Annotated in this window: 22 protein-coding genes and 1 tRNA gene; 9 read left to right on the forward strand and 14 right to left on the reverse strand. The window is 65.2% G+C overall.

The window, feature by feature from the left end; genetic code table 11:
• Position 1: 1 nt before the first annotated feature.
• Both E5Z01_RS04600 and plsY read right to left on the reverse strand, forming a co-directional pair.
• Positions 2-1,087 carry an RNA-guided endonuclease InsQ/TnpB family protein gene (locus tag E5Z01_RS04600; RefSeq protein ID WP_240738186.1) on the reverse strand — a complete coding sequence of 362 codons (1,086 nt, stop codon included), beginning with the start codon at positions 1,085-1,087 and terminating at the stop codon, positions 2-4.
• A 522-nt stretch (positions 1,088-1,609) separates the two neighbouring features.
• The gene (gene plsY, locus E5Z01_RS04605) at positions 1,610-2,203 is read right to left on the reverse strand and encodes a glycerol-3-phosphate 1-O-acyltransferase PlsY (RefSeq protein WP_135228295.1); all 594 of its coding nucleotides are present in this window, start codon (positions 2,201-2,203) and stop codon (positions 1,610-1,612) included.
• A gap of 142 nt (positions 2,204-2,345) precedes the next feature.
• Between plsY and mce the strand changes: the two genes are divergently transcribed.
• The 3 genes from mce to E5Z01_RS04620 all read left to right on the forward strand — a co-directional run bounded on the left by mce (position 2,346) and on the right by E5Z01_RS04620 (position 5,138).
• Positions 2,346-2,774 carry a methylmalonyl-CoA epimerase gene (mce, locus tag E5Z01_RS04610; protein ID WP_135228296.1) on the forward strand — a complete coding sequence of 143 codons (429 nt, stop codon included), beginning with the start codon at positions 2,346-2,348 and terminating at the stop codon, positions 2,772-2,774.
• Positions 2,771-3,214, forward strand: coding sequence for a VanZ family protein (locus E5Z01_RS04615; protein WP_338069131.1), 444 nt, complete (start codon positions 2,771-2,773; stop codon positions 3,212-3,214). Before mce ends, E5Z01_RS04615 begins: the two co-directional genes overlap by 4 nt.
• Before the next feature lie 265 nt (positions 3,215-3,479).
• Positions 3,480-5,138: a stalk domain-containing protein gene (locus E5Z01_RS04620; protein WP_135228374.1), complete on the forward strand. Its 1,659-nt coding sequence runs from the start codon at positions 3,480-3,482 to the stop codon at positions 5,136-5,138.
• 48 nt (positions 5,139-5,186) lie between these two features.
• Here the strand turns inward: E5Z01_RS04620 and E5Z01_RS04625 are convergent, their stop codons facing one another.
• The 5 genes from E5Z01_RS04625 to E5Z01_RS04645 form a co-directional block, all read right to left on the reverse strand.
• Positions 5,187-5,885 carry a M48 family metallopeptidase gene (locus tag E5Z01_RS04625; RefSeq protein ID WP_240738187.1) on the reverse strand — a complete coding sequence of 233 codons (699 nt, stop codon included), beginning with the start codon at positions 5,883-5,885 and terminating at the stop codon, positions 5,187-5,189.
• A 120-nt stretch (positions 5,886-6,005) separates the two neighbouring features.
• The gene (gene lpdA, locus E5Z01_RS04630; protein ID WP_135228298.1) at positions 6,006-7,412 is read right to left on the reverse strand and encodes a dihydrolipoyl dehydrogenase; all 1,407 of its coding nucleotides are present in this window, start codon (positions 7,410-7,412) and stop codon (positions 6,006-6,008) included.
• A gap of 61 nt (positions 7,413-7,473) precedes the next feature.
• The gene (locus E5Z01_RS04635; protein WP_135228299.1) at positions 7,474-7,872 is read right to left on the reverse strand and encodes an NUDIX domain-containing protein; all 399 of its coding nucleotides are present in this window, start codon (positions 7,870-7,872) and stop codon (positions 7,474-7,476) included.
• Positions 7,869-8,804, reverse strand: a complete 936-nt coding sequence (locus E5Z01_RS04640; RefSeq protein WP_135228300.1) for a pseudouridine-5'-phosphate glycosidase — start codon at positions 8,802-8,804, stop codon at positions 7,869-7,871. The genes E5Z01_RS04635 and E5Z01_RS04640 overlap by 4 nt, the downstream gene beginning before the upstream one ends.
• Before the next feature lie 92 nt (positions 8,805-8,896).
• Positions 8,897-10,018, reverse strand: a complete 1,122-nt coding sequence (locus tag E5Z01_RS04645; RefSeq protein WP_135228301.1) for a carbohydrate kinase — start codon at positions 10,016-10,018, stop codon at positions 8,897-8,899.
• A 487-nt stretch (positions 10,019-10,505) separates the two neighbouring features.
• On the opposite strand from E5Z01_RS04645, the gene E5Z01_RS04650 reads away from it, so the two are divergent.
• Positions 10,506-10,961: a hypothetical protein gene (locus tag E5Z01_RS04650; RefSeq protein WP_135228302.1), complete on the forward strand. Its 456-nt coding sequence runs from the start codon at positions 10,506-10,508 to the stop codon at positions 10,959-10,961.
• 105 nt (positions 10,962-11,066) lie between these two features.
• Here the strand turns inward: E5Z01_RS04650 and E5Z01_RS04655 are convergent, their stop codons facing one another.
• Entirely contained in the window at positions 11,067-12,047 is a 981-nt protein-coding gene (locus tag E5Z01_RS04655; protein ID WP_135228376.1) for an NUDIX domain-containing protein, read from the reverse strand.
• 91 nt (positions 12,048-12,138) lie between these two features.
• Positions 12,139-12,214, reverse strand: a tRNA-Ala gene (locus tag E5Z01_RS04660).
• 113 nt (positions 12,215-12,327) lie between these two features.
• On the opposite strand from E5Z01_RS04660, the gene E5Z01_RS04665 reads away from it, so the two are divergent.
• Positions 12,328-12,600 carry a hypothetical protein gene (locus E5Z01_RS04665; RefSeq protein ID WP_233554533.1) on the forward strand — a complete coding sequence of 91 codons (273 nt, stop codon included), beginning with the start codon at positions 12,328-12,330 and terminating at the stop codon, positions 12,598-12,600.
• Between the two features lie 56 nt (positions 12,601-12,656).
• On the opposite strand, the gene E5Z01_RS04670 is transcribed toward E5Z01_RS04665, so the two are convergent.
• Positions 12,657-13,568 (reverse strand): ABC transporter permease, encoded by a 912-nt coding sequence (locus E5Z01_RS04670; RefSeq protein ID WP_135228303.1) that lies wholly within the window; start codon positions 13,566-13,568, stop codon positions 12,657-12,659.
• Positions 13,569-15,560 (reverse strand): ABC transporter permease, encoded by a 1,992-nt coding sequence (locus tag E5Z01_RS04675; protein WP_420810829.1) that lies wholly within the window; start codon positions 15,558-15,560, stop codon positions 13,569-13,571.
• A gap of 112 nt (positions 15,561-15,672) precedes the next feature.
• Here E5Z01_RS04675 and abxC point away from each other — a divergent pair, with 112 nt between their 5' ends.
• The 4 genes from abxC to E5Z01_RS04695 all read left to right on the forward strand — a co-directional run bounded on the left by abxC (position 15,673) and on the right by E5Z01_RS04695 (position 19,646).
• Positions 15,673-16,335 carry a monothiol bacilliredoxin AbxC gene (gene abxC, locus E5Z01_RS04680; RefSeq protein ID WP_119763359.1) on the forward strand — a complete coding sequence of 221 codons (663 nt, stop codon included), beginning with the start codon at positions 15,673-15,675 and terminating at the stop codon, positions 16,333-16,335.
• 371 nt (positions 16,336-16,706) lie between these two features.
• On the forward strand, positions 16,707-17,555 hold the full coding sequence (locus tag E5Z01_RS04685; protein WP_135228305.1) for a hypothetical protein: 849 nt from the start codon (positions 16,707-16,709) through the stop codon (positions 17,553-17,555).
• Positions 17,552-17,968, forward strand: coding sequence for a DUF8082 domain-containing protein (locus tag E5Z01_RS04690; RefSeq protein ID WP_119763363.1), 417 nt, complete (start codon positions 17,552-17,554; stop codon positions 17,966-17,968). The genes E5Z01_RS04685 and E5Z01_RS04690 overlap by 4 nt, the downstream gene beginning before the upstream one ends.
• Positions 17,969-18,038: 70 nt before the next feature.
• Complete coding sequence (locus E5Z01_RS04695) at positions 18,039-19,646, forward strand: HAMP domain-containing protein (protein ID WP_135228306.1); 1,608 nt, start codon at positions 18,039-18,041, stop codon at positions 19,644-19,646.
• Between the two features lie 79 nt (positions 19,647-19,725).
• Here the strand turns inward: E5Z01_RS04695 and E5Z01_RS04700 are convergent, their stop codons facing one another.
• From E5Z01_RS04700 to E5Z01_RS04710, 3 genes are read right to left on the reverse strand one after another with little or no spacing between them, the layout of a single operon-like run.
• Positions 19,726-20,622: a carbohydrate kinase family protein gene (locus E5Z01_RS04700; RefSeq protein ID WP_135228307.1), complete on the reverse strand. Its 897-nt coding sequence runs from the start codon at positions 20,620-20,622 to the stop codon at positions 19,726-19,728.
• A gap of 3 nt (positions 20,623-20,625) precedes the next feature.
• Positions 20,626-21,513: a carbohydrate ABC transporter permease gene (locus E5Z01_RS04705; protein WP_233554534.1), complete on the reverse strand. Its 888-nt coding sequence runs from the start codon at positions 21,511-21,513 to the stop codon at positions 20,626-20,628.
• The gene (locus E5Z01_RS04710; protein ID WP_135228308.1) at positions 21,510-22,427 is read right to left on the reverse strand and encodes a carbohydrate ABC transporter permease; all 918 of its coding nucleotides are present in this window, start codon (positions 22,425-22,427) and stop codon (positions 21,510-21,512) included. The genes E5Z01_RS04705 and E5Z01_RS04710 overlap by 4 nt, the downstream gene beginning before the upstream one ends.
• Positions 22,428-22,591 lie beyond the last annotated feature (164 nt).

A 22,591-nucleotide genomic window follows, 5' to 3' on the forward strand; every position in this document is an offset into this window, starting at 1 on the left:
CCTACTCCCCGGAATGAATTCCGGGGCTTCTCAGTCCACGCATAACTTCTACGTTCTGGACTGATGGCAAGGCCCTTGCCAGAATGTTCAGAGCGGCGTTCCAGTCGGCATTTGCCGTATGACCGCAACCCTGACACACAAACCGCGATTGACTGACCCGATTTTCCCGGCAGGTATGCCCGCATTTGTTGCACGCCTGACTGGTGTATTTCGGGTCTACGCGGATAACTTGCCGTCCAGCACTCACAGCCTTGACAGCAAGGAGAGAAAAGAACTGACCCCACCCGACATCGTGGATTGACCGGGCCAAGTTGCCCCTGCCCATCCCTGACACGTTCAGGTCTTCGTGTGCCACCAAGTCGTTCTCCCGGATGAGCTTGGTGGCGGTCTTGTGATGAAAGTCCAGCCGTTGCCGCGCCACTTTGCGGTGCAACTTGGCGACGGCGGCTTTGGTTTTCTTCCGCCTGTTGGAACCACGTTTCTTGCGGCTCAGTGAACGTTGTTTGACCCGCAGTGCCTTCATGCTGCGCTGGAAGTGGCGCGGGTTCTCGACAAACTCCCCATCGGAGGTAATGCAGAAGTATGCCGTACCCACGTCCACGCCCACCTGACTGCCCGTTTCGGGAAGCGGCTGGGATTCCACTTCGCAAACGTAGGACACGTACCACTCGCCGCAGTCCCGCGTGATGGTTGCCGTTTTCAGCTTGCCCTCTAGCGGGCGGTGCAGCCGGATTCGGATGTTGCCGATTTTGGAGAAGAACGCGGTCTTCTCGGAGACGCTGAACCCAGACTGTGGGTAGCAGATGGAATCGTACCAACCCGCGCCTTTGAAGCGTGGGTAGCCGGGCTTACTGCCTTCCTTGATGCGCCGGAAGAACGCCTTGAATGCCTTGTCCAGCCGCTTGAGAACGTCTTGAAGGACTTGGCTGTATACCCCCTTGTACTCCGGCAAGTCGGCCTTGATTTCCGTCAGGCGCTTCATCTGGTCGTACCCTGTGACCGTCTTCTTAGCCTTGCGGTAGGCGTCCCGACGTTCCTGCAAGGCGGCGTTGTACAACCCTCGGCAGAGCCGGAGTTGTTCGGTCAACGTCGCTTCCTGCGCTTTGGTAGGGCGCAGCCGGTAGCGAAACGTCTTTAAGTGCGTGGTAGTGTGGATTTGCGTCACCTCCCTTTAAGGTGATTGCCACGTCCCCGGCATGTAGGAGTGCGCGGGGGCATTGCTGTTGCAGCATATCACACGGCGGCGCTTTCGCCTCAGACATAAGCATCAGCACCTCGCCCCTTGTGGGGCGGCTGGGTTCTGCATCCCCGGTTTGAAAACCGGGGCATTCCACCCAGACCCTTTTCTGTAAGTCGTCCGCCTGAAACAGAAAAAGCCCCCGTCCGTCGTGGCGGGGGTTTTTACGTATTTGAACGTATCAGGCCCGGAATTGCCGCTGCCGGGCTAGAAATTCCCTGAGTGATATGGGCAACAGGCTCAGGCGGGCGAAGTCTTCCGGCTTGGCCTACAGGAATTCAAGGTGCAGTTTGGCGGAGGCGAGGCACTTCAGGTCGTCCTGCTCTATGACGGCGCGGACGAGGGAGTGAAACTGGCCTGACCGAGTTGGGCTCAGGTTTTCTCTCCCAGCCTTCTTTCCGTGCCGGCCTGGAGCTTCTGGATGTTGCCCCGGTGCTGCCAGATCAGCAGTCCGGCCAGGAAAATGACGGCGCCCATCATCCACAGCGGGGCCTGCACCATGACGATCATCACGATGGCCGCGGCGGCGCCCAGGATGCTGCCGGCGCTGACAAAGCGGGTCATCCACATCATGAAGATGGCGAGAATAAAGGCGCTGATTCCCACCACAGGGTGAATCATACCGACCACACCGAAACTGGTGGCCACACCCTTGCCACCACGAAAACCCAGAAAGGGGCTGAAATTGTGCCCCAGCACGGCGGCCACACCGCACAGGGCCGCCCAGGGCTCGGGCAGCCCCAGGAGGCGGCCCAGCAGCACCGCCAGGGCGCCTTTCAGGATGTCGAACGCGGCCACCACGAAGGCCGGGCCTTTGCCCAGCGACCGCAGCACGTTGGTGGCTCCGCTGTTGCCGCTGCCGACCTGGCGAATGTCCACGCCGCGCGAACGGGCGACCCAGGCGGCGGCAGGAACGGCCCCCAGAACGTAGGAGAGGAGCACGGCAAGAACAGCGGTCACGGACACGAAACGAATTCTAAAGGTTGGAGCGCTCAGTGGCAGGTGGTGACATGAGGCGAGGTCTGCTCAGCGGCTTCAACGCCTGCCCCCACTGCCTTTTCTGGCTCAGGCAGGGACACTGGTGTACTGAACGGGGTACGCTGGGGGCATGAAGCTGGATCATATTGGGATTGCGACGCCTGATCTGGACATGGGCAGTGAGCCCTACCTGGCGCTGGGGTTCACGCCAGAAGGTGAGGATGAAGTGGTGGAGGCGCAGGGCGTGCGCGTGCGCGTGTTCCGGGTGGGGGACGCGGTGGTGGAACTGCTTGCGCCGCTGCGGCCCGAGAGTGCCATTGCCAGGTTCCTGGAGAAGAACCGTCCGGGGCTGCATCACACGGCCTACCGGGTGGAAGACATCCACGCGGAAATGGCGCGGCTGAGGGGTCAGGGGGCCACCTTCCTGTCCGAGCAGCCGGGGCCGGGCCTGCACGGCACCACGGTGGTGTTTCTACATCCAAAATGGGGCGCAGGCACCCTGATCGAGTTGTGCCAGCATCCACAGGAGGCCCAGGTCGCGGGTGGGCACGGACATTGAGTCAGGCCCGCGCTGCTAAACCGGCCTGGTGGCTGCCCACCCTGCTGCTCATGGGCGTGATCTGGCTGCTGAGTTCGGGGGCCAGGACGCCGGGGCCAGCGCTGCCGCACCCGCTGGACTGGGCCGCCCACGGCCTGGGTTACCTGGCGCTGGGCTTCTGCCTGGGCAAAGCCACCGGGCAGCGGCAACTGGCCTGGGTGCTGGCGGCGTGGTTCGGGGCGCTGGACGAGGTGCATCAGGCGTTCGTGCCGCCGCGTGAAGCGGGGGTGGTCGACTGGTTGTTCGATCTGCTGGGGGCCTTTGTCGGTTCGCGGCTGGCGCTGCCTCTTGCCCCGCCGGCGTCGCTGCACATCGAACTGGAATTCGGGGAGTCGGCGAACACCCATGAAAATGGGCAGGCCGAACGCCTGGAATTCCATGAGAACGCCAAGGCTTCCTGATTCTGCCGTCTGGGTGGGCACGAATACGGCCCCTCTTGACGTCCACCCGCTTTCAGGTTCTTAATAGTCAGGACATCTTGGCAGATTTCAGTCAGCTTCACGGGTCATACTCTGGGCCGTGAGTTTTGCCGTTTTTCCCAAGTTATCCCGTGCCTCCCGGGGCCACCGAAGTCCGCCGCGCTGGCAACGCGCTGCGCTGACCACGGTGTCCCTGGTGCTCAGCGCTTTTTCTTGCGCCTCGCTGGGGGGCGTCGCCCACGCCGTGGTGGCCTCGGTCGGCTCGGTGCAGCTGACCCTCTCCAGCGACCAGCAAACGGCTTTTCTGAATGGCCAGAACGTCACCTTGCAGGCCGCGCCGCGCAATATTCAGGGGCGCATCATGGTGCCGCTGCGCGAAGTGGCCGCCCTGATGGGGCAAGCCCTCACCACCGCCGACGGCGTGACCCAGATCGGGCGGCTGAGAATCGACGCCAGTCGCGGCAGCGCCACCCTGAACGGCCAGCCGCAGCCGGACGGCAATGTCGCCACGGTGGCCGGCACGCTGTACGTCAGTGTGCGCCTGCTGGTGGACGCCCTGAACGGCAACCTCAGCACCGACCCGGCGGGCCGCGTCTTGACCATCACCACCCTGCGCAGTGGCGGCAACCCGCTGCTGCCACAGGCGCGCTTTTCCACCGACAAACTGGTGTACGCCCCCGGTGAACGCGTCGTGTACACCGAATACCCCTTCGACCCCGACGGCGCGGACATCACCGCCCGCCGCTGGACGAACCGGCAGGACGTGTTCTTTCAGCCGGGCACGTACACCATCGGCATGCAGGTCACGAACGCCCGCGGAACGAAAAGTCCACCGTTCACGCGCACCATCACGGTGCAGGGCACGCCCATCGACACCCCGCTGACCTACGCCCTGAAGTACAGCGAACCGGGCGACAGTTTCGATGATCCGCAGGTGTTGGGCTACCCCGCCGTGACCGCCCAGACCGTGTACGGCGAGAGTTTCCCGCTGCTGTTCAGCGACAGCCCCGAAGCGCCGGACCGCAGCGGCGTGCTGTACCAGGACACTGTGGTGGGCCGCGCCCGCCTGCTGGCCTATCACCTGAACAACCTGGGCCGCCCCGCGCGCCTGTACGTCATGGCCCGCAACCTGGAGGCCCGCCCGGTGGAGGTGCGCACCGAACGCCTGGGCGAAACCGCGCCTACCCGCATCGAAGGTCAGCTGGGGCAGGTGACGCTGCTGGAGTACTTCGCCAGCAGTGGCAACCAGACCCTGACGCTGGCCCCCGGTCAAAGCGCCGCCGCCTATGCCAGCCCCACCCTGAGCCAGGGCAGCGGCGTGAACGTCCTGCAAGACCTGAGCGCCAGTGGCCGCGTGGAACTGACCTTCATGATGCTGGAAGACAACCTGCCCCCCACCCAGCAGGTCGTGCAGCAACTGCCCTACCTGGCCCCCGACGGACGCCACCAGCGCGGCACATTCCCGAACGCCGTACGTAAACTGCGCGTGAACCTGGCGAGCCTGCCTGCCCGCATCGTCATAGGAGACGGAGCCGTGGATCCGGCCGCTGTAGGCCTCGACCGCCTGACCGGGCAGCCGCAGCGCCTGGCCGGCAATTACGGCGTGCTGTACGACCTGGAAGTGAATGGGGCCCTGAATACCGCCGTGGCCCTGAGTCCCCGGGGCGGCCTGTACCGGGGCGCCATGAACATCGAGGACGGTCCCCTGACCCAGGCCATCAAGCTGCCGCGCACCGGCAACGCCCTGCAACCCAACCAGCCGGTGCTGCTGTGGCGCTCGCTGTCCGACCGCCTGAACATTGATTTTATCCCTGCCAGCGGCAGCAACCTGCCGGTCAGCCTGGTGTTCTACCGCACGCGCCCCAACGCCGGGTACGGCGGACTGTTCAAGACTTACCAGCCGTGAACCACGCGCAGTGGGCGAGAACACTTATGGCCCACAGTTCGCGTCCCCTTACCCCAGAAGTGTGTGCCCGTTTTCTTTCAGCCAGCGGCGCTGCGCGGCGTGACCGGGCATGAGGCGTTTCACGTGCGCCCAGTAACGCGGGGAATGGTTCAGTTCCAGCAGGTGCGCGGCCTCGTGCAGGGCCACATAGTGCAGCACCTCCAGCGGCGCGCGGCTCAGGGCCCAGTGCAGGCGAATGTCCCCGTGCGCGGTGCAACTGCCCCAGCGCGTGCGGGTGTCACTGACGGCCACACGCCCCAGCCGATCCGACGCGCCCAGGCCCGACGCATACTTCTGCACCAGTTCCGTGAAGGGCTGGAGCGCGGCTTTACGTGTCCATTTCTTGAGCTGTAAGGCCGTGTCCGTCACGGGAACAAAAAGTTCATTACCGCGCTGTTCCACCCGCGTGCCGGCAACCAGCCTGAGCGTCAAAGTTTCACCCAGAAAGGGGACGAGGTCGCCATCCTGCCACTCCCGCACGCGGGGCTGCTGGGCCTGCTGTTGCCGCACATGCTTCTCCAGCCAGTCGCGTTTCGACTCCAGAAACCTCACGATCAGTTCCCGCGACATCTGTGGGGGCGCGTGGGCCGACGCCACCCCGCCGCGCACCTGTAACCCCAGCGTGCGCCGCGAAGCACTGCGCTTCAAGGCCACCTCCACGCGCCCGACCGTCAGCACTTCCGGTTCACGAGAAAGGTGGGCAGGCACAAGAAGATGTTAGCGGTCAGCCTTGCGCCGTGGCTGGAAGTGAATTACGTTCAGCCCCCTGCTGGTCGCAAAAGGAAAAAGAGGCCGCCGCAGCGACCTCTCCCTGGGTTTCCGCCCCGCTTACATGTGAATGGCGCGTTTCTCCACGGCCAGCGCGGCTTCCTTCACCGCTTCACTGAGGGTGGGGTGGGCGTGGATGGTGCGGCCCAGGTCTTCGCTGCTGCCGCCGAATTCCATGATGGCGACCACTTCCCCGATGAGTTCGGACACGTTCGGGCCGACCAGGTGAACGCCCAGAATCTTGTCGGTGCCCGCGTCCGCGACAACCTTCACGAAGCCGCGCGGGTCACCGTGCCCCAGGGCGCGGCCGTTCGCGCTGAAGGGGAACTGACCGGTTTTCACGCTCAGGCCTTTTTCCTTGGCCTGCTTCTCGGTCAGGCCCGCCCAGGCGATTTCGGGGCTGGTGTAAATGACCCAGGGAATCACGTCGTAATTCACGTGCCCGGCCTGGCCGGCCAGCATCTCGGCCAGCGCCACGCCTTCTTCCTCGGCCTTGTGGGCCAGCATGGCCCCGCCGATCACGTCACCGATGGCGTACACGTTCGGCAGGTTGGTGCGGTAGTGGCTGTCCACCTTCACGAATCCGCGTTCGTCCAGCGTGAGGCCCACGCCCTCGGCGTTCAGGCCGCCCGTGTTCGGCACGCGGCCAATGGACACGATGAGTTTGTCGAACTGCGCGGTGACTTCCTGCTCCTTCTCGGTGTAGGTCACCGTGACGCCCGCGTCGTTCTGCTCGACTCTGGTGATATTCACGCCGAAGTGGAAATCCAGGCCCTGCTTCTGGAACTGCTTCAGGGCCTCTCTGGCCACGGCGTCGTCGGCGGCCATCAGGAACCCCGGCAGGGCCTCCAGCACCGTGACCTGAGCGCCCAGCCTGCGCCACACGCTCCCCAGCTCCAGGCCGATCACGCCGGCGCCAATCACGCCCAGTTTATCGGGCACCTGACCAAACGCCAGGGCACCGCTGTTCTCCACGATGTGCCCACCGAACGGCGCCAGGGGCAGGGCGCGGGGGTTGCTGCCGGTCGCCACGATCACGTGCTTCGCCTTGACTTCCGTTCCGGCGCAGTCGATGACCCAGCCGTCCGTGTCCTGACGCACGAACTTGCCCAGCCCGAAGAAGGAGGTGACCTTGTTCTTCTTGAACAGGTAGGCGATGCCGCCCGTGAGCTTGTCGACCACGCTGTCCTTGCGGGCCAGCATCCGGGGCACGTCCACGTTCACTTCGCCCACGCTGATGCCGTGCTCCGCGAAGTCGTGCTTGGCCACTTCCACCTTCTCGCTGGTATCCAGCAGCGCCTTGCTGGGAATGCAGCCCACGTTCAGGCAGGTGCCGCCCAGGCTGGCCTTGCCGTTCCGCTCGAAGGCATCCACACAGGCCGTCTTCAGGCCCAGCTGCGCTGCACGAATGGCCGCCACGTACCCGCCCGGGCCGCCCCCAATCACCACGACATCAAATAAGTCCATACCGCAAGAAGCCTACCACCAGCCCGGATGCCGGAAGGTGCCTGCGGCGGGAACAGGAACCTCAAAGAGTCAGCTTAAGCGCTTCCGCAATCAGGTCAGGGTAGAAATCGTCGGCCAGAGCCAGCCCCCGAAGGTCATCCAGCGCAAACCAGCGCAGATCATCGTGCTCGTCGGGGGCCAGGTTGGTGGGTTTTCCTTCCCAACGGTTCACCAGCCAGAAGGTGAGGTGAACCTCGGCCAGAGCCACCTCCCTCACTGGCCTGGCGTGCAAGACACCAATGCCCAGTTCCTCTCTCATTTCACGTTGCAGGGCGGCCAGGGGTGTTTCGCCCATCTCCACATGACCACCAGGAAAATCCCAGACATTCGGATACCACTGTTTCCTGGCGCTACGGTGGCCCAGAAGAACGCGCTGTTCACTCAGGACAATGCCGCACACCACCTGATGAGTTGGGTTCATGCCCTCAGTTTCGCGTACTCCGCTGCGACTCTGGCCGCCACCCTGGCGTTGTTCTTCACCAGGGCGATGTTTGTCTCCAGGCTTTTGCCGCCAGTGATTTCCACGATGCGGCCCAGCAGGTACGGCGTGGTGTCCTTGCCGGTGAGCCCCAGGGCGTCCATGTCTTTCAGGGCCTGCCCGATGTGCGGGTTCATGTCCGCCGCAGGAATTTCGGACTCGGCGGGGATGGGGTTGGCGAGCAGCACGCCGCCGTGCAGGCCCATGACCCATTTGGCATGCAGGACGCGGGCGGCCTCGGCTTCCGTCTGAACCGTCAGGGGGGACTTGAACCCGCTCTGGCGGGAGTAGAACGCAGGAAACTCCTCACTACCCAGGGTGATGGCCGGAACCCCCTGCGTTTCCAGCACTTCCAGCGTCAGGCCGATATCCAGAATGCTTTTCACGCCTGCACTGACCACGCAGACATCGGTGTGCGCGAGCTCCAGCAGATCGGCGCTGATGTCCATACTGCTTTCCGCGCCCCGGTGAACACCGCCCGTGCCGCCCGTGGCGAACACGCGGATGCCCGCCAGGGAAGCGATGCGCATGGTGGAGGCCACCGTGGTCGCCCCGTTTTTCCCCAGGGCCACGGTCACGGGCAGGTCGCGCGTGCTGATTTTCTCCACGGTCTGGTCGGTCGCCAGCAGGTGCAGCTCGTCGGCGCTCAGGCCCACTTTCAGGCGCCCGCCCAGCACCGCGATGGTCGCCGGCACCGCGCCGTTCTCCCTCACGATCGCCTCGACCTCCCGCGCCATCTGCACGTTCTGCGGGAAAGGCATGCCGTGGCTGATGATGGTGCTCTCCAGCGCCACCACGGGCTGCCCGGCGTCCAGCGCGGCGAAAACTTCGGGTTGAATGTCCATCAGGGCAGCGAGATCAGGGGAAATGTTCATGGGAACTCCTTGCAGGGGTTGTGGGAGAAGGTGGAAAGAGTGAAAAAACAGCGGTGAGCTACGGTTTTTCCGGTGAGCAGGACATCTTTCAGCTATTCGCCACCAGCTGTCAGCCTCTCCGAGATGCTTTGCAGGGTGAGGTCTGGCCGGACCGTGTGTTCGCTTTCGATGGTGAGGGCAGCGGCGGCGTGGGCAAGTCGCGCGGCCTGCTCCGGGAGTTGCTCCTCCATCAGGGCGGCGACGAAGGTGGCGAGCATGGCGTCTCCGGCTCCGGTGACGTCGACGACCTGGGCGGGCAGCGCGGGGAACGTGTGGAGGGTGTCGGGGCCAGAGAGGGCGCTGCCTCTGGCGCCGCGCCGCACCCAGACGAGGGGGATGCCTCTGGCGTGCAGGGTAAGGGCGGCGGAGCGGATGCCCTGTTCCGTGTCCGGCACATCTCTTCCCGTCAGGGCAGAGAGTTCGGCGAGGTTGGGGGTGATGACATCAGGCGCGAAGCCTGCGTCCAGGGCAGAGAACAGATGCGCGACTTTGGGAACGCTCACGGGTTCGAACACGGTTTTGACGTTTACCTGGGCCGCGAGCTTCAGGACGTGAGTGAGGGTGGCCGGGGTCAGGTTCCCGTCCGTGATCACCCACTGTGCCCCGCTGAGGGCGGCGCGGCGTTCCTGAAGGGCCGCGGGCGTCAGTTCGTCCATGACCTGCATGGCGGCCACCGCGACCAGCAACTCGCCCGTGGCGTCCAGAATGGCGGTGTAAGTCCCGGTGGGGTGGGTGACACTGCGCAGGACACCGCGTACGTCCACGCCTGTTTTCTCGGTTTCACTCAGGAGGAAGTCGCCCAGGGCGTCACGCCCCACGGCGCTGATGAGGTTCACGGCAACGCCCAGCCGGGCCAGGTTCTCCGTGACGTTGCGGCCCACGCCGCCAACCGCCTGCCGGGTCGTGCCGGGGTTGCTGGTGGCGGGCAGGGCGGGGGCCAGCGTCCGGGACTTGAAATCCACGTTGGCGCCGCCCACCACCGTCACGTGCCGCCGGGACTTCGTGGGCAGCAGGTAACCGCGCCCCAGCAGCGCGCCCTTGCGAATCAGACTGCTCACGTGGACATTCACGGCCGCGCGGCTCGTGCCCAGCCGCCGCGCCAGCTCCTCGGGCGCACTGGCCGGAGCCTCGCGGATCAGGTTCAACAGTTCCAGTTCACGAGGGGTCAATTTCATGACTTAAGTAGGATAAGGGAGTTTAGTTTAATAAAGCAAGGGGGAGGTTGACCTGTCTTGCAGATAGGCGCCGATGGTTGTTCTTGCCTCCGCTTTTTGGCTTAAGGTCACTGCAACGTTTGGCTCACGCATTCCTGACGTGGCCTGCGCATACTTGGAACTGGCCGAGCTGGTCAATCCGCGACAGAAGTCGGGTTGAGGCCGGGAGGGTGGCGTCCACCTCCTACCGCATGCAGTCAAGCAGCAGTGAAAACGGACGTGCGAACGGACTTCAGCAGCCCCACCGGGGCAGGCGATCAGCGGGTGCAAGGCCCATAGTCCGGATAACACAACCATTCAGCACTGACCGGAAGTCCAGCCTCTTCCGGCACTTTTCTTTTGTGGAGACATTCTTTTCGGGAAGTGGTGCCCGAGCAGTTCTCCGAATGACGCGCTCTGCTCGGATAAAATCACTGCGTTCTTTTGCCCAATGCTCTAGCTTACCTTCGTGTTGTTTCTGCTGATGGCTCCTGCGCCTACACCCGTCACGCTGTCCGCGCAGGCGGGTCAGACGGTGACCCTTACCGTGCGCTTGCCCGCACCGGATTCAGGTGTGCTGCTCAACCGGGGAGCGCCCAATTCCCTGATCTTGAAAACGCCGTGGGGACAGTGGAAGAAGTCCCCCAGCGGGCGGCCCTTCGTGAATGGCGGGGCGGAGTTCAGCGGTTACTTTGGGCAGGTGCACCCCGTGATCCTGAGCTTCAAGGTTCCGGCGCGCACCCCGCCCGGCCCCCACAACGCGCAGCTGGCCCTGCAACTGTTCACGTGCAACCGGCAAGAAAAGCTCTGCCAGCAAAAAGACCTGACGTACCCCTTGACCATTCAGGTGGGCGACCGGCAGCAAGGGGGCCGCCTGGACGTGCCCGCGTCGGCTTTGCAGCGGCCGTTCAAACCGGGCGGCTGATCCTGTTTTGCACAGGTGAGCGCACCCCTCTTCCCTTCGCGGCGTCCAGAACAGCCGTTTCTTTCACTCGCCAACGCAACAGAACAACAGCAGAGGCACCACCTGCTATCCCTCCACGCGGCGTACCTCGACCCAGTGCTCGACGGCTTTTTCGGTGTAAAGACCAAGCAAACGGACACGGCGCAGTTCCCCGGGGGTAAACCAGCAGGCGTCCTCAATTTCACCAGCTGGCAGCCGCAGGTCACCAGTCATCCCCTGCGCCTCGTAGATCATGCCGACGCTGTCCCACATGCCCTGATGATCGGTGAAGCGGAACTCCGGGCCAGCCAGCAGTTGCACGCGCTTCAGGTTGGTGACGCTCAGGCCTGTTTCCTCGAACGTCTCGCGGCGGGCGCAGTCTTCCAGCGATTCGCCGGGAACGAGTTTTCCGCCCGGCAGCACCCAGTCGCCGGAGTTGGCGTGCTTCAGCAGAAGCAGTCTCCCCTGTTCGTCAGTCAGCAGGACGCTGGCGCCGGGAAGGAACAGGGGTTGCTGCGGGCCGACCAGCCGGCGGAAATCGGCCCAGAAGGTGCCGCTGCCGCTCAGGTCGAGGGGGGGCACCAGCCCCAGCGGCAACTCCGGCATCCCGGCGCGGCGGCGCAGGATATTCAGGTTGTTGCGGTTGATGTTGCTGCTCAGTTCCGGCAGGTCGTCCAGCGGGAACCACCGCAACTCCAGGGTTTCGCCGCTGTCGTCCGGTTGCGCGTGCTCCAGGGCGGCGGCGGGCAACGTCCCGTGAAACAGGATGTCCACGATGCACATCTCATGGCCGTTCGGGTAACGCAGGAACATGCGCTCACCGCTCTGCACGCCGTCCTCAAGGCCCAGCCAGGTCAGGTTGGGGCAGTCCAGCCCGGTTTCCTCCAGCAGTTCCCGCCGCACCCCGCTCAGAAAATCCTCGCCGGGGTTGACGCCGCCGCCCGGTTCGCCCCACCGGCCGTCATCGCCCCGGCGTTGCAGCAGCACGCGCCCCTGTTCGTCCTGAATGAGGGCACCCGCCGCCACGCCCAGAATGGGACGGTTGCCCCACACCACCCGGAGTTTCATGATGTCCACAGCCGGAAGTGTAGCCGCTGTCGCCCGCACAGATCTACGACACAAAAGAAAAAAGACGCTGCTCTCGCAACGTCTCTTTTACTGGTGGAGCTGAGGGGATTCGAACCCCTGACCTTCTGAATGCCATTCAGACGCGCTCCCAACTGCGCCACAGCCCCGTTTTCGCGGGTGCTTCCCTCGGAAGCTCAGCTAGGTTATCAGCGAGTCCGGGTCTTGTCAACGGGGGCCGGGGGCGCATTCCGGCTGGGCGTGGCTGGGTATGCTGCGGGCCATGACCGCTGGCCGAAATGGGATTGCCTTCACGCTGGACGGCGTGGACGAATTGACGTTCACGCGCATTCTCAATGACCTGATGCACGACCAGGCGTTCAAAAAACCCTTGCAGGTGCAGGCGCGTGAGCCACGGGCCGGGCAGGCGGGGGCCTTGACGCTGGTGTTTCACCCGGAAGCGCGGTCGCAGGCCGTGGCGGCCATGCAGCGCCTGAAGACCATTCTGCTGCGCTACGGCGTGCAGGTGGACAGTGTGGTGGTGCCCGGTGAATAAGCAGGGCGAATAAGAAAAGGGCAGCCACGCTGGACTGCCCCACGACTGATTAAACTTCAGTCCCCGTAGGGTTGCCCGATGGCTTTGGGGGCGGCGCTGCGGCCCGTGAACACCAGGGCCAGGATGGTCACCAGGTACGGCAGGGCGGTCACCAGGCTGGAGGGCAGGATGCCCTGGCCGTCCAGCGTGAGGCTCAGCGCCTGCAAAAAGCCGAACAGCATGGTGGCGCCCAGCACCCCCAGCGGTTTCCACTGCCCGAAGATCAGGGCCGCCAGGGCGATGAAGCCCATCCCGGCGCTCATGTTGCGGGTATAGGCCGTGAGGTTGCCGATGCTCATGAACACCCCGGCAGTACCGGCGAGGAGGCCCGACAGGATCACGGCGCTGTAGCGCATGCGGTACACGTTGACACCCATGCTGGCGGCGGCGCTGGGTTTCTCGCCGGTGGCGCGCAGGCGCAGGCCGTACGGGGTGCGGTACAGGACGTACCAGACGACCGCCACCAGCAGGGCGGCGAAGTACACGGGGGGCGAGAAGCGGAAGTCGCCGATGCCCCACAGCGGCAGCGGGTGCTCGACCTTGGGGCTTTCGGTGCTGGTGTTGAACAGCGCCGACAGGATCACCGAGGGCACGCCAGCGGCCAGCAGGTTGATGGCGGTGCCGCTGATGACCTGATCGGCGCGGTACTTGATGCTCAGGACGGCGTGAATCCAGGCGATCAGGCCGCCTGTAACGGCCCCGGCGAGCCAGCCGATCCAGGGAGCCAGGGCGCCGACGCTGGGTTCAATAAGCAGGGTGGTGACTGCCCCGGCCAGCGCGCCGAAAATAATCAGGCCGTCCAGCGCGATGTTCACCACGCCCGAGCGTTCGCTGAACAGGCCGCCCATGCCGGTCAGCAGCAGGGGCACGAAACTGCGAATGAAGGTGATCAGAAAGGTCAGGCTGAAAATCTGGGTAAGGACGTCCATTTACTGCCCCCCCTCGCGGATGTTCTCTTCACGGGCAATCTCGGCACTGGCGCGGCCCACGTTGGGTTGCCCGCCGGGGGCCGGCGAGGCGAGTTGAGCGGGCGTCCCGGCGGGCGTTTCGGCCGTGCCACGCTGAGCGGGCCCGCTGGCCTGCGCCAGTTGCGGTGGTGGCGGGTTGGTGATGCGTTTGCTGAGGAACCCCCCGGCGGCGATAAACAGCACCACCAGGGCCTTAAGGACGGTCACGATGTCGCGGTTGATGGCGTCGAGTTTCAGGTCGGCGTCCACGCCCCCGGTGTCCAGCGTGCCGAACAGCAGCGCGGAAGCCACCACGCCCACCGGGGTGTTCTGGCCCATCAGGGCCACGGCGATGCCGTCGAAGCCGACGCCCACCGGCATGTTGCCTTTCAGGCGGTAGGAGTCCAGCGCCCCGCCCATCACGTAGTGTGTTCCGGCCAGGCCCGCGAACATCCCGGCGATGGTCATGGCCAGGATGGTGTTCCGGGCGACACTGATCCCACCATACTCGGCGGCTTTGGGCGAGAGGCCCACGGCCCGCAGGGCGTAGCCGGTGGCGGTGCGCCACATCAGCACGCCGAAAATGCCCACGCAGGCCAGCGCGATCAGGAAAGAGGCGTTCAGTTGCGAGCCGTCGAGCTGTACCGGCACGCCGACGCGCCAGGTGAGCGCGCCGACCAGCAGGGCCAGGCCGGCGGCCAGCAGGGTGCGCTGGCGCTGGCTTTTCAGGAAGACGTTCGCCAGCAGGTAGGTCACGAGCGCGAACAACCACCCGAGGCTGAGTTTCATCTGCTCGGGCGTGCCGACGTTCAGCACCTGGATCAGGGTAGGCAGGCGCGCGCCCTGGTGCAGTTCGTAGCTCTGCGCCTCGTCGCCGGGGGCCTTGATGGGCAGGTTCATCTGCCGCCCGAAGAACGGGAAGGTGTTCGACCCGATCAGGAAAATGAAGATGCCGGACGCGATGTAGTTCAGCATGATGGTGTTGATCACTTCACTGGAGCCGAAGCGGGCTTTCAGAAAGCCGGGAATGGCGCCCCACAGGGCGCCGCCCAGGCCCGCCGCGATGACCGCGAGGGGGGCCAGAAACCAGCCCAGGCCCTCGGGGCCGTACACGCCGACCAGCATGGCGGCAATGGCCCCCATGGTGAGCTGACCGGGGCCGCCGATGTTAAAGAGGCCGGTGCGGAACGCGAACGCCACCGAGAGGCCCGTGAAGATCAGCGGTGTGGCCAGTTTCAGGCTGTCCAGGAACGGCTGCAGGCGCGTGATGGGTGCGAACAGCGTGGAGTACACGAAGTAAACCAGGTCCGTGCGCGACAGCCACCCGCCCCACGCCCCCAGCGCCTGTCCGGTGGCGTTGACCGGCGGCTGCACCACCAGTACGATGCCGGCCCCTACCAGCACCGCCAGTGCAATGGCGGCCGCCGGCACCAGCAGGGCGCGCAGGCGGTTTAGCCGCTGCCACCACGCCGGCTGGGCGCTCAGCCCCGCACCGGCCGCCACCAGCCCGGCCAGCATGGGCACGAACAGGCCCAGGTTCATGCCGCCGCCCTCGTAGAAGTTGCGCAGGGCGCGTTTCGCGCCGGGGCGCAGGGTGGAGCTGGCGACCTGGGCGGCTGAGTCAGCCAGCGTCCTGTCGAGCAGCAGCACGGCAGCCAGCGAGGTCACAAAGGCCAGCAGCCCCGTGATCCAGAACCAGCGGGCGCGTTGCCAGGCACCAGCCAGGGTCACGACCAGCAGGGCCAGCGTGGCCCAGGCCAGGGTCAGGGTCAGGCCACTGGCGGGCAGCTTCAGGTTGGGATCTCCAGTGTTCAGCACCTGCCCGGTGACGTGCAAGAGGGCCGCTGAACCGTCAAAAGAGCGTCCCAGCGCGGCCAGGGGCGTCAGCAGCAGGGCGGCCAGGGCCACACCGCAGGCCGTCAGGGCAATCCGTGCCGCTGTCCCGGACGGGCGAGAATCATGAAGTTCAGTCACAGTACGCATTCTAAGCAGAGTGGCGTCATGAAAAGCGGAAACAGCGGGGCGCCGCGCAGGAAAAGCAGCCCCGCTCACTTCATTTTGTAAAGCAGCAGTTATGCTGTAAGGCATGACGCAAACTGCTGAAACCCAGGTGCTCCTTCCCCTGACGACCCCTCAGGAAGTGGACGACTTTCTGAAAGAGTACCCGCTGGCCGCCATTTTCAAGGCCGGCACCTGCCACAAGACCATGCAGGGCTTCGGCGTGGTGGAAACCTTCCTGCAAAAGCACGATCTGCCGGTGGGCTTCATCCGGGTGGTGGACTGGCGCCCCGCCAGCAACCACGTGGCCCAGCTGACCGGCCTGACCCACCACAGCCCGCAGTTCATCCTGTTCAAGGACGGTCAACCGCAGTTCGAGGTGAACAACTGGGATATTACCCCCGAGGCGCTGACCCCGGTGTTTGAGGGGCATGTCCCGGCCCGTACCGGCACTGCCCAACTGAATGCCCAGCTGAACGCTCAGGGGGAGACGTCGGGGGGCCTGGAACCCTACCGCCGCCTGATGCAGGCGTACCTCGACGGGCAACTCAGCGACTGGGCCTTTCAGGATCAGTACGTGACCCTGTTCCGCGACGACGCCAGCCTGCGCTCACAGCGCGAATTCGACCTGCTCTCGCGCCTGTTCGGTGACCCGGACGCCTACCACGGCGGGCTGCACCAGCTCGGCGCACCGCAGGGGCGCGGCGACCTGCAAGCCCGCGTGCAGGAGCTGCTGCAAGAACTGGGCTGAGCCCCGTCTGGGTTGAGCCCCGTCTGGGTTGAGCAGCGCCCTTCACAGGCCTCCCGTCCAAGCGGCACGGGAGGTTTTTCATGTCGGTGGTTCAAGGCCCACCCGAACCCCACCGTTCCGCCGATCTGTTGCCTTCCAAATTTTTACGCTGTGGCCCCACAGGCCAGCGGGGGTGGACGCGCCGCCGATTTTCCCTTGTCTTACCCTTGCCTCCGCCTGGCCCTTTGCGCTTACATGGCGGGTGTAAGCGCTCAGTAAGAGGCAAAAGGGTTTCATGACGTGGAACCCCGTGGCGACTGCTGGCGTGTTCCCCTTCCCCATGCCCTCCCGGTGCCCGCCCAGTCGCTTTTCACCCCTGCAAGAGACCTGACATGACCAACCCCGCCAGTCCGCCGCCCCTCCCCCCCACCCGTCTGCCCGTCCCCCAGGAACGCCTGGTCTACCAGCGCCTCCCCACCGACTTTTACCCCTGGACGGAAGTGCTCAGCGACCTCGAACGCCGCCTCGACCCCACTTTCAGCGCCATTCTGGACGTGCAGGATCAGGGCCGCTGGGCCCGCTTCGTGTGGGTGCGCGGCGCAGCCCGGGGCGGCGTGGGCGCGGGCGGGCGCGACGTGCCGCTGGACGTGACCATGCGTTCCCTGCCGCGGGCGCAGGTGAGCCTGGCCCTGGTCGATCCGCTGGTGGCGGAGATCGTGTGGACGTGCCGGGCCAGCGCCGCCCGGCCAATGCAGACCCCCTGGCCCGCCGCCTACGACCAGCTGGTCAATGAACGCTTTCACGGCGCGCTGATCTCCGGCCCGCACTGCTCCTTCTGGGATTCCGGGCGGGTGGTGACCGGCGCCCTGCCGCAGTCGGGGATGCCCTGCGTGACCGTCTCGAACGGCCCGGCGCAGGGGAATGTCAACCTGGTGCCGTTCTGGCAGAAACTGGTGCTGGTCACGCACCGCGCCAACCCGGCCTTCAGTGAAGCGTGGCGCCAGGTGAGCATGCAGTTGTCTGGCAAACACCCTGTCCTCGACCCGTTCGCCAATGAAGTGCGGGTGCTCAACGGGCAGTTGCAGGTCGATAAGGACGCCAACCCCAAGGAACTGAAACCCGCCCTGCTGGCCGCCTACCTGACCACCCTGCGCCGCCTGGGCCTGCGCCTGAACGACGTGCCGGCGGGCGAGCTGCGGCGCGATGAACACTGGCGGGCCGCCGGCCTGGAGGAACAATGACCGCAGCAACCGTGATCCCGCAGCGCCCCGCCGCCCTGAAAGACGACACGCCCCTGCCCTTCGGCGTCTGGCAGGTGCTGCACCTGGTCGACGGCGTGCGCAGCGTGCAGGGCATCGCTGCCGCGCTGAACATCAGCACTGAGCAAGTCTCGGCCGCGCTGGAGCAGGCGCATACCTGGATTGGCCGCTCGGTGCAGCGTGAGCAGGTCGTGACCGACGGCACCCTGCAAACCGTGTCGCAGTGCCTGGTGAGCGTCATGGGCCCTATGGCCGAACTGATCGTGGACGACGCCCTGTACGAAGTGGGCGAGAAACCCACGCTGGCCCAGGTGCTGTCCAGCATCGCCGCCCAGCTCGACGAGCAGCACCTGCATGCGTTCGTCCGGCAACTGCGCACCAAAGGGCTGGCCTGATGCCTGAGCTGCGCCCAAACCCAAACCCGCACTGCCCGGCTTCCTCCTCCCTTGCTCTGAGGTTCCCCGCATGAAGTACACCGTCGTCATCCGCCAGCCTGTCCCCGACGAAGTTCGCCCCACCCTGGAAAAGGAACTGGTGGAACGCTTCGGCCTGAACGAGCAGCAGGCCGAGCGGCTTGCGGGCCGCCGCGCCGGGCGCCTGCTGAAACCCACCACGCAGGCCCGCGCCGACCTGCTGCTGCGCGTCTACCTTTCGGTGGGCGCGCAGGTGCTGCTGGAGGAAATTCCGGAAGACGGCGACGCGCCCAGCCAGGCCTTCCGCGCTGCGCCCGCCCCGGTGGACGAGGCGGTGCTGGCTCCCCCGCTGCCCAACGACATTTCACTCAGCGAATTCAGCCTGCCGGTGGGCGGCAGCTCGGTGGGCGGCGACGTGTTCAGCCCGGCCGGCGCCGGCTTCACGGCCAGTGACGACCCTTTCGCCGCGACCTTTGCCCCTGTCGGCGGTGCCAGCCCCACCGCCCTGCTTGAAGCGCCGCCGCTCCCGGACTGGGCGACCCACGACCCCAACCTGCTGCCTGGCCACGACCCTGGTGTGAATCTGGTGGGTGGACTGCCCGGCCCCAGCCTGTCCAGTACCGCCACGCCCAGCGAGGCCGCGATTGCCCGTGAATTGCACAGTGCTGTTAATGGCAACAGTGCTGCCATTAGCACTACTGCCGCCGGTGGTGCCAGTACGGCCGATGGTGGCAGCCGTGCCGGCTCACCCAAAGGGCCCCTCACGGACGACTGGGCCGACTTCGCGGGCGGCCTGAACCTCCCCGAGAACAGCGCCCCGGTCACCGCCCCGCGCGCCACGACCGAATTCCTGACCGCCGTGACCGAGGATGCGCCGGCCAAAACCCTGCCGCGCACCAGCCTGGCCCGCCAGATCACGCTGGCGACCCTGCTGCCCGTGGGCCTGTCGAGCCTGCTGAGTCTGAGCCTGCTGGCCCTGAGTCTGCCGGGGCAGCAAAACCGCACCAGCATCAACAGTGCCCAAAACCTGGCCACCGCCATCGGCACCACCCTGAACGACAGTTTCCAGGCCCTGACCGACGAACAACTCGACGCCATCGTCACCAACCCCGAAGTCGGGTTCGTGCGCGTCGAAAGTGCCAACGGCACGTCCTACACCCGCACCAAAGATCCCCTCAAGAACGACGCGGTGAACAAGCAGCTGGCTGCCTGGAGCCAGAGCAACCCCAACGGCCACAAAGTCAACCTCGACAGCGGCACCTACGTCACCAGCCGAGTCACGTTCGTGAACCAGGACGGCCGAATCACCCCGGTTCAGGGCGCCATCCCGGCAAATGCAACCCTGGTCCGGCGGGTCAGCGTGGGGATCATCGATAGCCAGAGCCAGCGCATTCTCTGGAACATCCTGCTGCTTTCCATCCTGGCCACCCTGATTGGCCTGGGCATCGCCAGCCTGCTGGCCCGTCAGGCCGCGCAGCGCATCGTGCAGCCCATCAGCGACCTGGTGAAGGTGGCCGACGCCATCTCGCTGGGTGACCTGACCCGCCCGGTGAAGGCCACCTCGAACGACGAACTGGGCGACCTCTCGCAGGCCCTGGAACGCATGCGCCTGAGCCTGGAAGCCGCCATGGATCGCCTGCGCCGCCGCAAACGCGGATAAGGCACAGCAACAAAAATGAAAATGGGGTGCCCTGTCGCACCCCTTTTTCTATACCGGCCCAGCCCCCGGCAGCCGTGGCTTACAGCAATACAAAGCGCCTGGGGTGCGTGGAAATGGCGGTACTGGCGACCCGGACCGCGTCAGCCAGAGCGTCCGGCAGGGACTTGCCCTGAAGCAGGGCGTGCAGATAAGCGGCATTCCAGGTGTCGCCCGCCCCGACCGTATCGATCAGGGTGACTTGCGGGGCAGGTTGGGTGTAGATCTGGCCCCCACGCTGGGCCGTGACGCCGCGTGCGCCCTGTTTGATCACCACGGTTCCGTCCGGGGGAAGCAAAGGCGCCAAGGATTGGGCCGCCGCTGAACTGTCCGGCCTTTCAGCCAGGTGCTGGGCTTCCAGTTCGTTGATCAGAAGGTGGTGAACGAAGGGCAGCCACCCGCGCACTTCCTCGCGCAGTTCCGGCGTGAACCCCCCATCGGGCCAGCCGAAGTCCACCGCCACTTCCGTGCCCTGCTGCCGGAAGTGCTGGAGCATGGCCGGGTACGCGGCCCGCAGGGTGGGCGTCAGGAACGCCCCGGCGAGCAGCACCAGGCGGGCCGGGGGTAGGTGGGGCCGCGCCTGCGTCCAGTTCAGCGTGCGCAGGTGACCCAGGTGCGTGATGAAGGTGCGTTCCCCGCTGGGGTGGGTGAACGCCGCTGTGGTGGACGTGGGTTCGGGGCTGGAAAGCCAGCGCGTCTGCTCAGGCGGCAACTGCCCGCGCAGCCATTGCCCCGGCAGGTCATCCCCGACGGTGCTGACCGTCAGCGCGTTCGTGCCCAGGCCCGCGCAGGCCAGCGCGGCGTTCCCGGCGTTGCCACCCACGCGCCACATCATGTCCGGCACCAGCGTCTCGGTGCCCTCAGCGGGCCACTGCGCCAGCGGCCCCAGGATCAGGTCGACATTCACGTTCCCCAGGATCAGCAGGTCGACAGGCTTCACGGCTCAGCCTTTCATGCCGGTCAGGACAATGCCGTCGATGATCTGCTTCTGGAAAATGGCGAACACGATCAGCACCGGAATAACCGCGAGGCTGCTGGCCGCCATGATCAGGCCCCAGTTGGTGCCGGCCTCGCCGTTGAACAGCGCAATGCCGACCGGCAGTGTGCGCAGCTCCGGTTTCTGAATGGCGATCAGCGGCCACAGAAAAGCGTTCCAGTTGCCCAGAAAGGTGAAAATCGCCAGGCTCGCCAGCGCCGGTTGAACCAGCGGCAGGGCAATCTTCGTGAAAATGCCGAACTCGCCCATGCCGTCGATGCGGGCGGCTTCCAGCAGGTCGGTGGGCAGCGACTCGAAGAACTGCCGCATCAGGAACACCCCGAACGCGCTGATCAGGCCGGGGAACATGATGGCGAAGTACGCGCCCGGCGTGGTGGCGGTCAGCTTCAGGTCGGTGATGCCCACGAACCACGGGATGATCAGCATCTCGGTAGGAATCATCAGCGTGGACAGGATCAGCAGAAAAATCAGGTTCTTGCCAGGAAAATCGAATTTGGCCAGCGTATACCCCACCAGCGAATCGAAGAACAGCACGCTGACCGTGGTGATCCCCGCCACCAGCAGGCTGTTGCCGAACCACACCAGGAATTTCGTTTTCGTCAGCACTTCCGAGTAATTCCCCAGGGTGGGTTCCTGCGGAATGAAATTGAGCTGGAAGATCTCCTGCACGCCCTTGAGGCTGGTCAGGATCATCCAGGCAAACGGGAACATGGTCACGACCACGCCCAGCGTCAGCACCAGGTACGCCAGCAGGGTCTTGACGTCCAGCTTCCGGCGCGGCGTCTCGGGCATGGTCTGAACGGGTTGAAGCGAATCGGGAGAGAAGTCGGTCATGCGTCGTACCGCCGGGTCAGGAATTTCAGTTGAATGACTGTAATGAGCAGGATGATGCCGAACAGCACCACCGTGATGGCCGAGGCGTACCCCATGGAAAAGCGTCCGAAGGCCATCTGGTAGATGTACAGCGCCACCGTGAGGGTGCTGCCGAGCGGGCCGCCCTGATCCGTGAAGTTCAGGTTGACCACCTGCGTGAACAGTTGCAGGTAGGCGATGGTTCCGGTCACCACCGAAAAGACGATGGTGGGATTGAGAAGCGGCCAGGTGATGCCCCGGAAAGCCTGCCAGCCGCTGGCGCCGTCGATCTCGGCCGCCTCGTAGTACGTGCGCGGAATAGCGGCCAGGCCCGCCAGGAACAGCACCACCTGAAAGCCCAGGTTCTGCCACACCACCAGCGCGGTAGTGGTCGGCAGCGCCTGTCTGGTGGAGGTCAGGAATTCCTGCGGGGGCAGGCCCACGGCGTCCAGAATGGTGTTGATGGGGCCGAACTGCGGGCTGAACAGCCACTGCCACACCCAGGCCGCCGCCACGATGGGCGTGACGTAAGGCGCGAAGTAAATGGCACGGAAGAGGCCGCGCAGGGCGGTGATGCGCGACAGCAGCAGCGCGATGCCCAGCCCCAGCGCGATCTGAATGGGCACGCCGATCACGGTGTAGAGCGCCGTGTTTCTCAGCGCCTGCCCAAATTTGGCGTCTTGCAGCAACTCGCGGTAATTCTCCAGGCCCACGAACGGCTGCTGCTCTTTCAGGATGTTCCAGTCGAACAGGCTCATGCGCAGCGCCAGGAAGGTCGGCAGGAAGCGCACGATCAGGAAAAACACCAGCGGCAGGGCCAGGAACAGATACGCCGTGCGCGTCTGATGCCGCTTCAAACTGCCCGGCGCGGGTGGGCGCGAAGCAGGCGGCGTCATCACGCCCCCCACCGGGAAAACAGCCGGCAGAACTTGCCCTTTGCAGGATTGCTTTTGAGACCAACTCCTACCTCATCGTTGACAAAACGGTTCAATCCGAGCGGAGCGAGAAGGAGAAAAACGGGTTCCGGGCGTGGAGTTGGCAAATCGGTTCTGTTCCGATT

Source organism: Deinococcus fonticola (assembly GCF_004634215.1).
GTDB lineage: Bacteria > Deinococcota > Deinococci > Deinococcales > Deinococcaceae > Deinococcus > Deinococcus fonticola.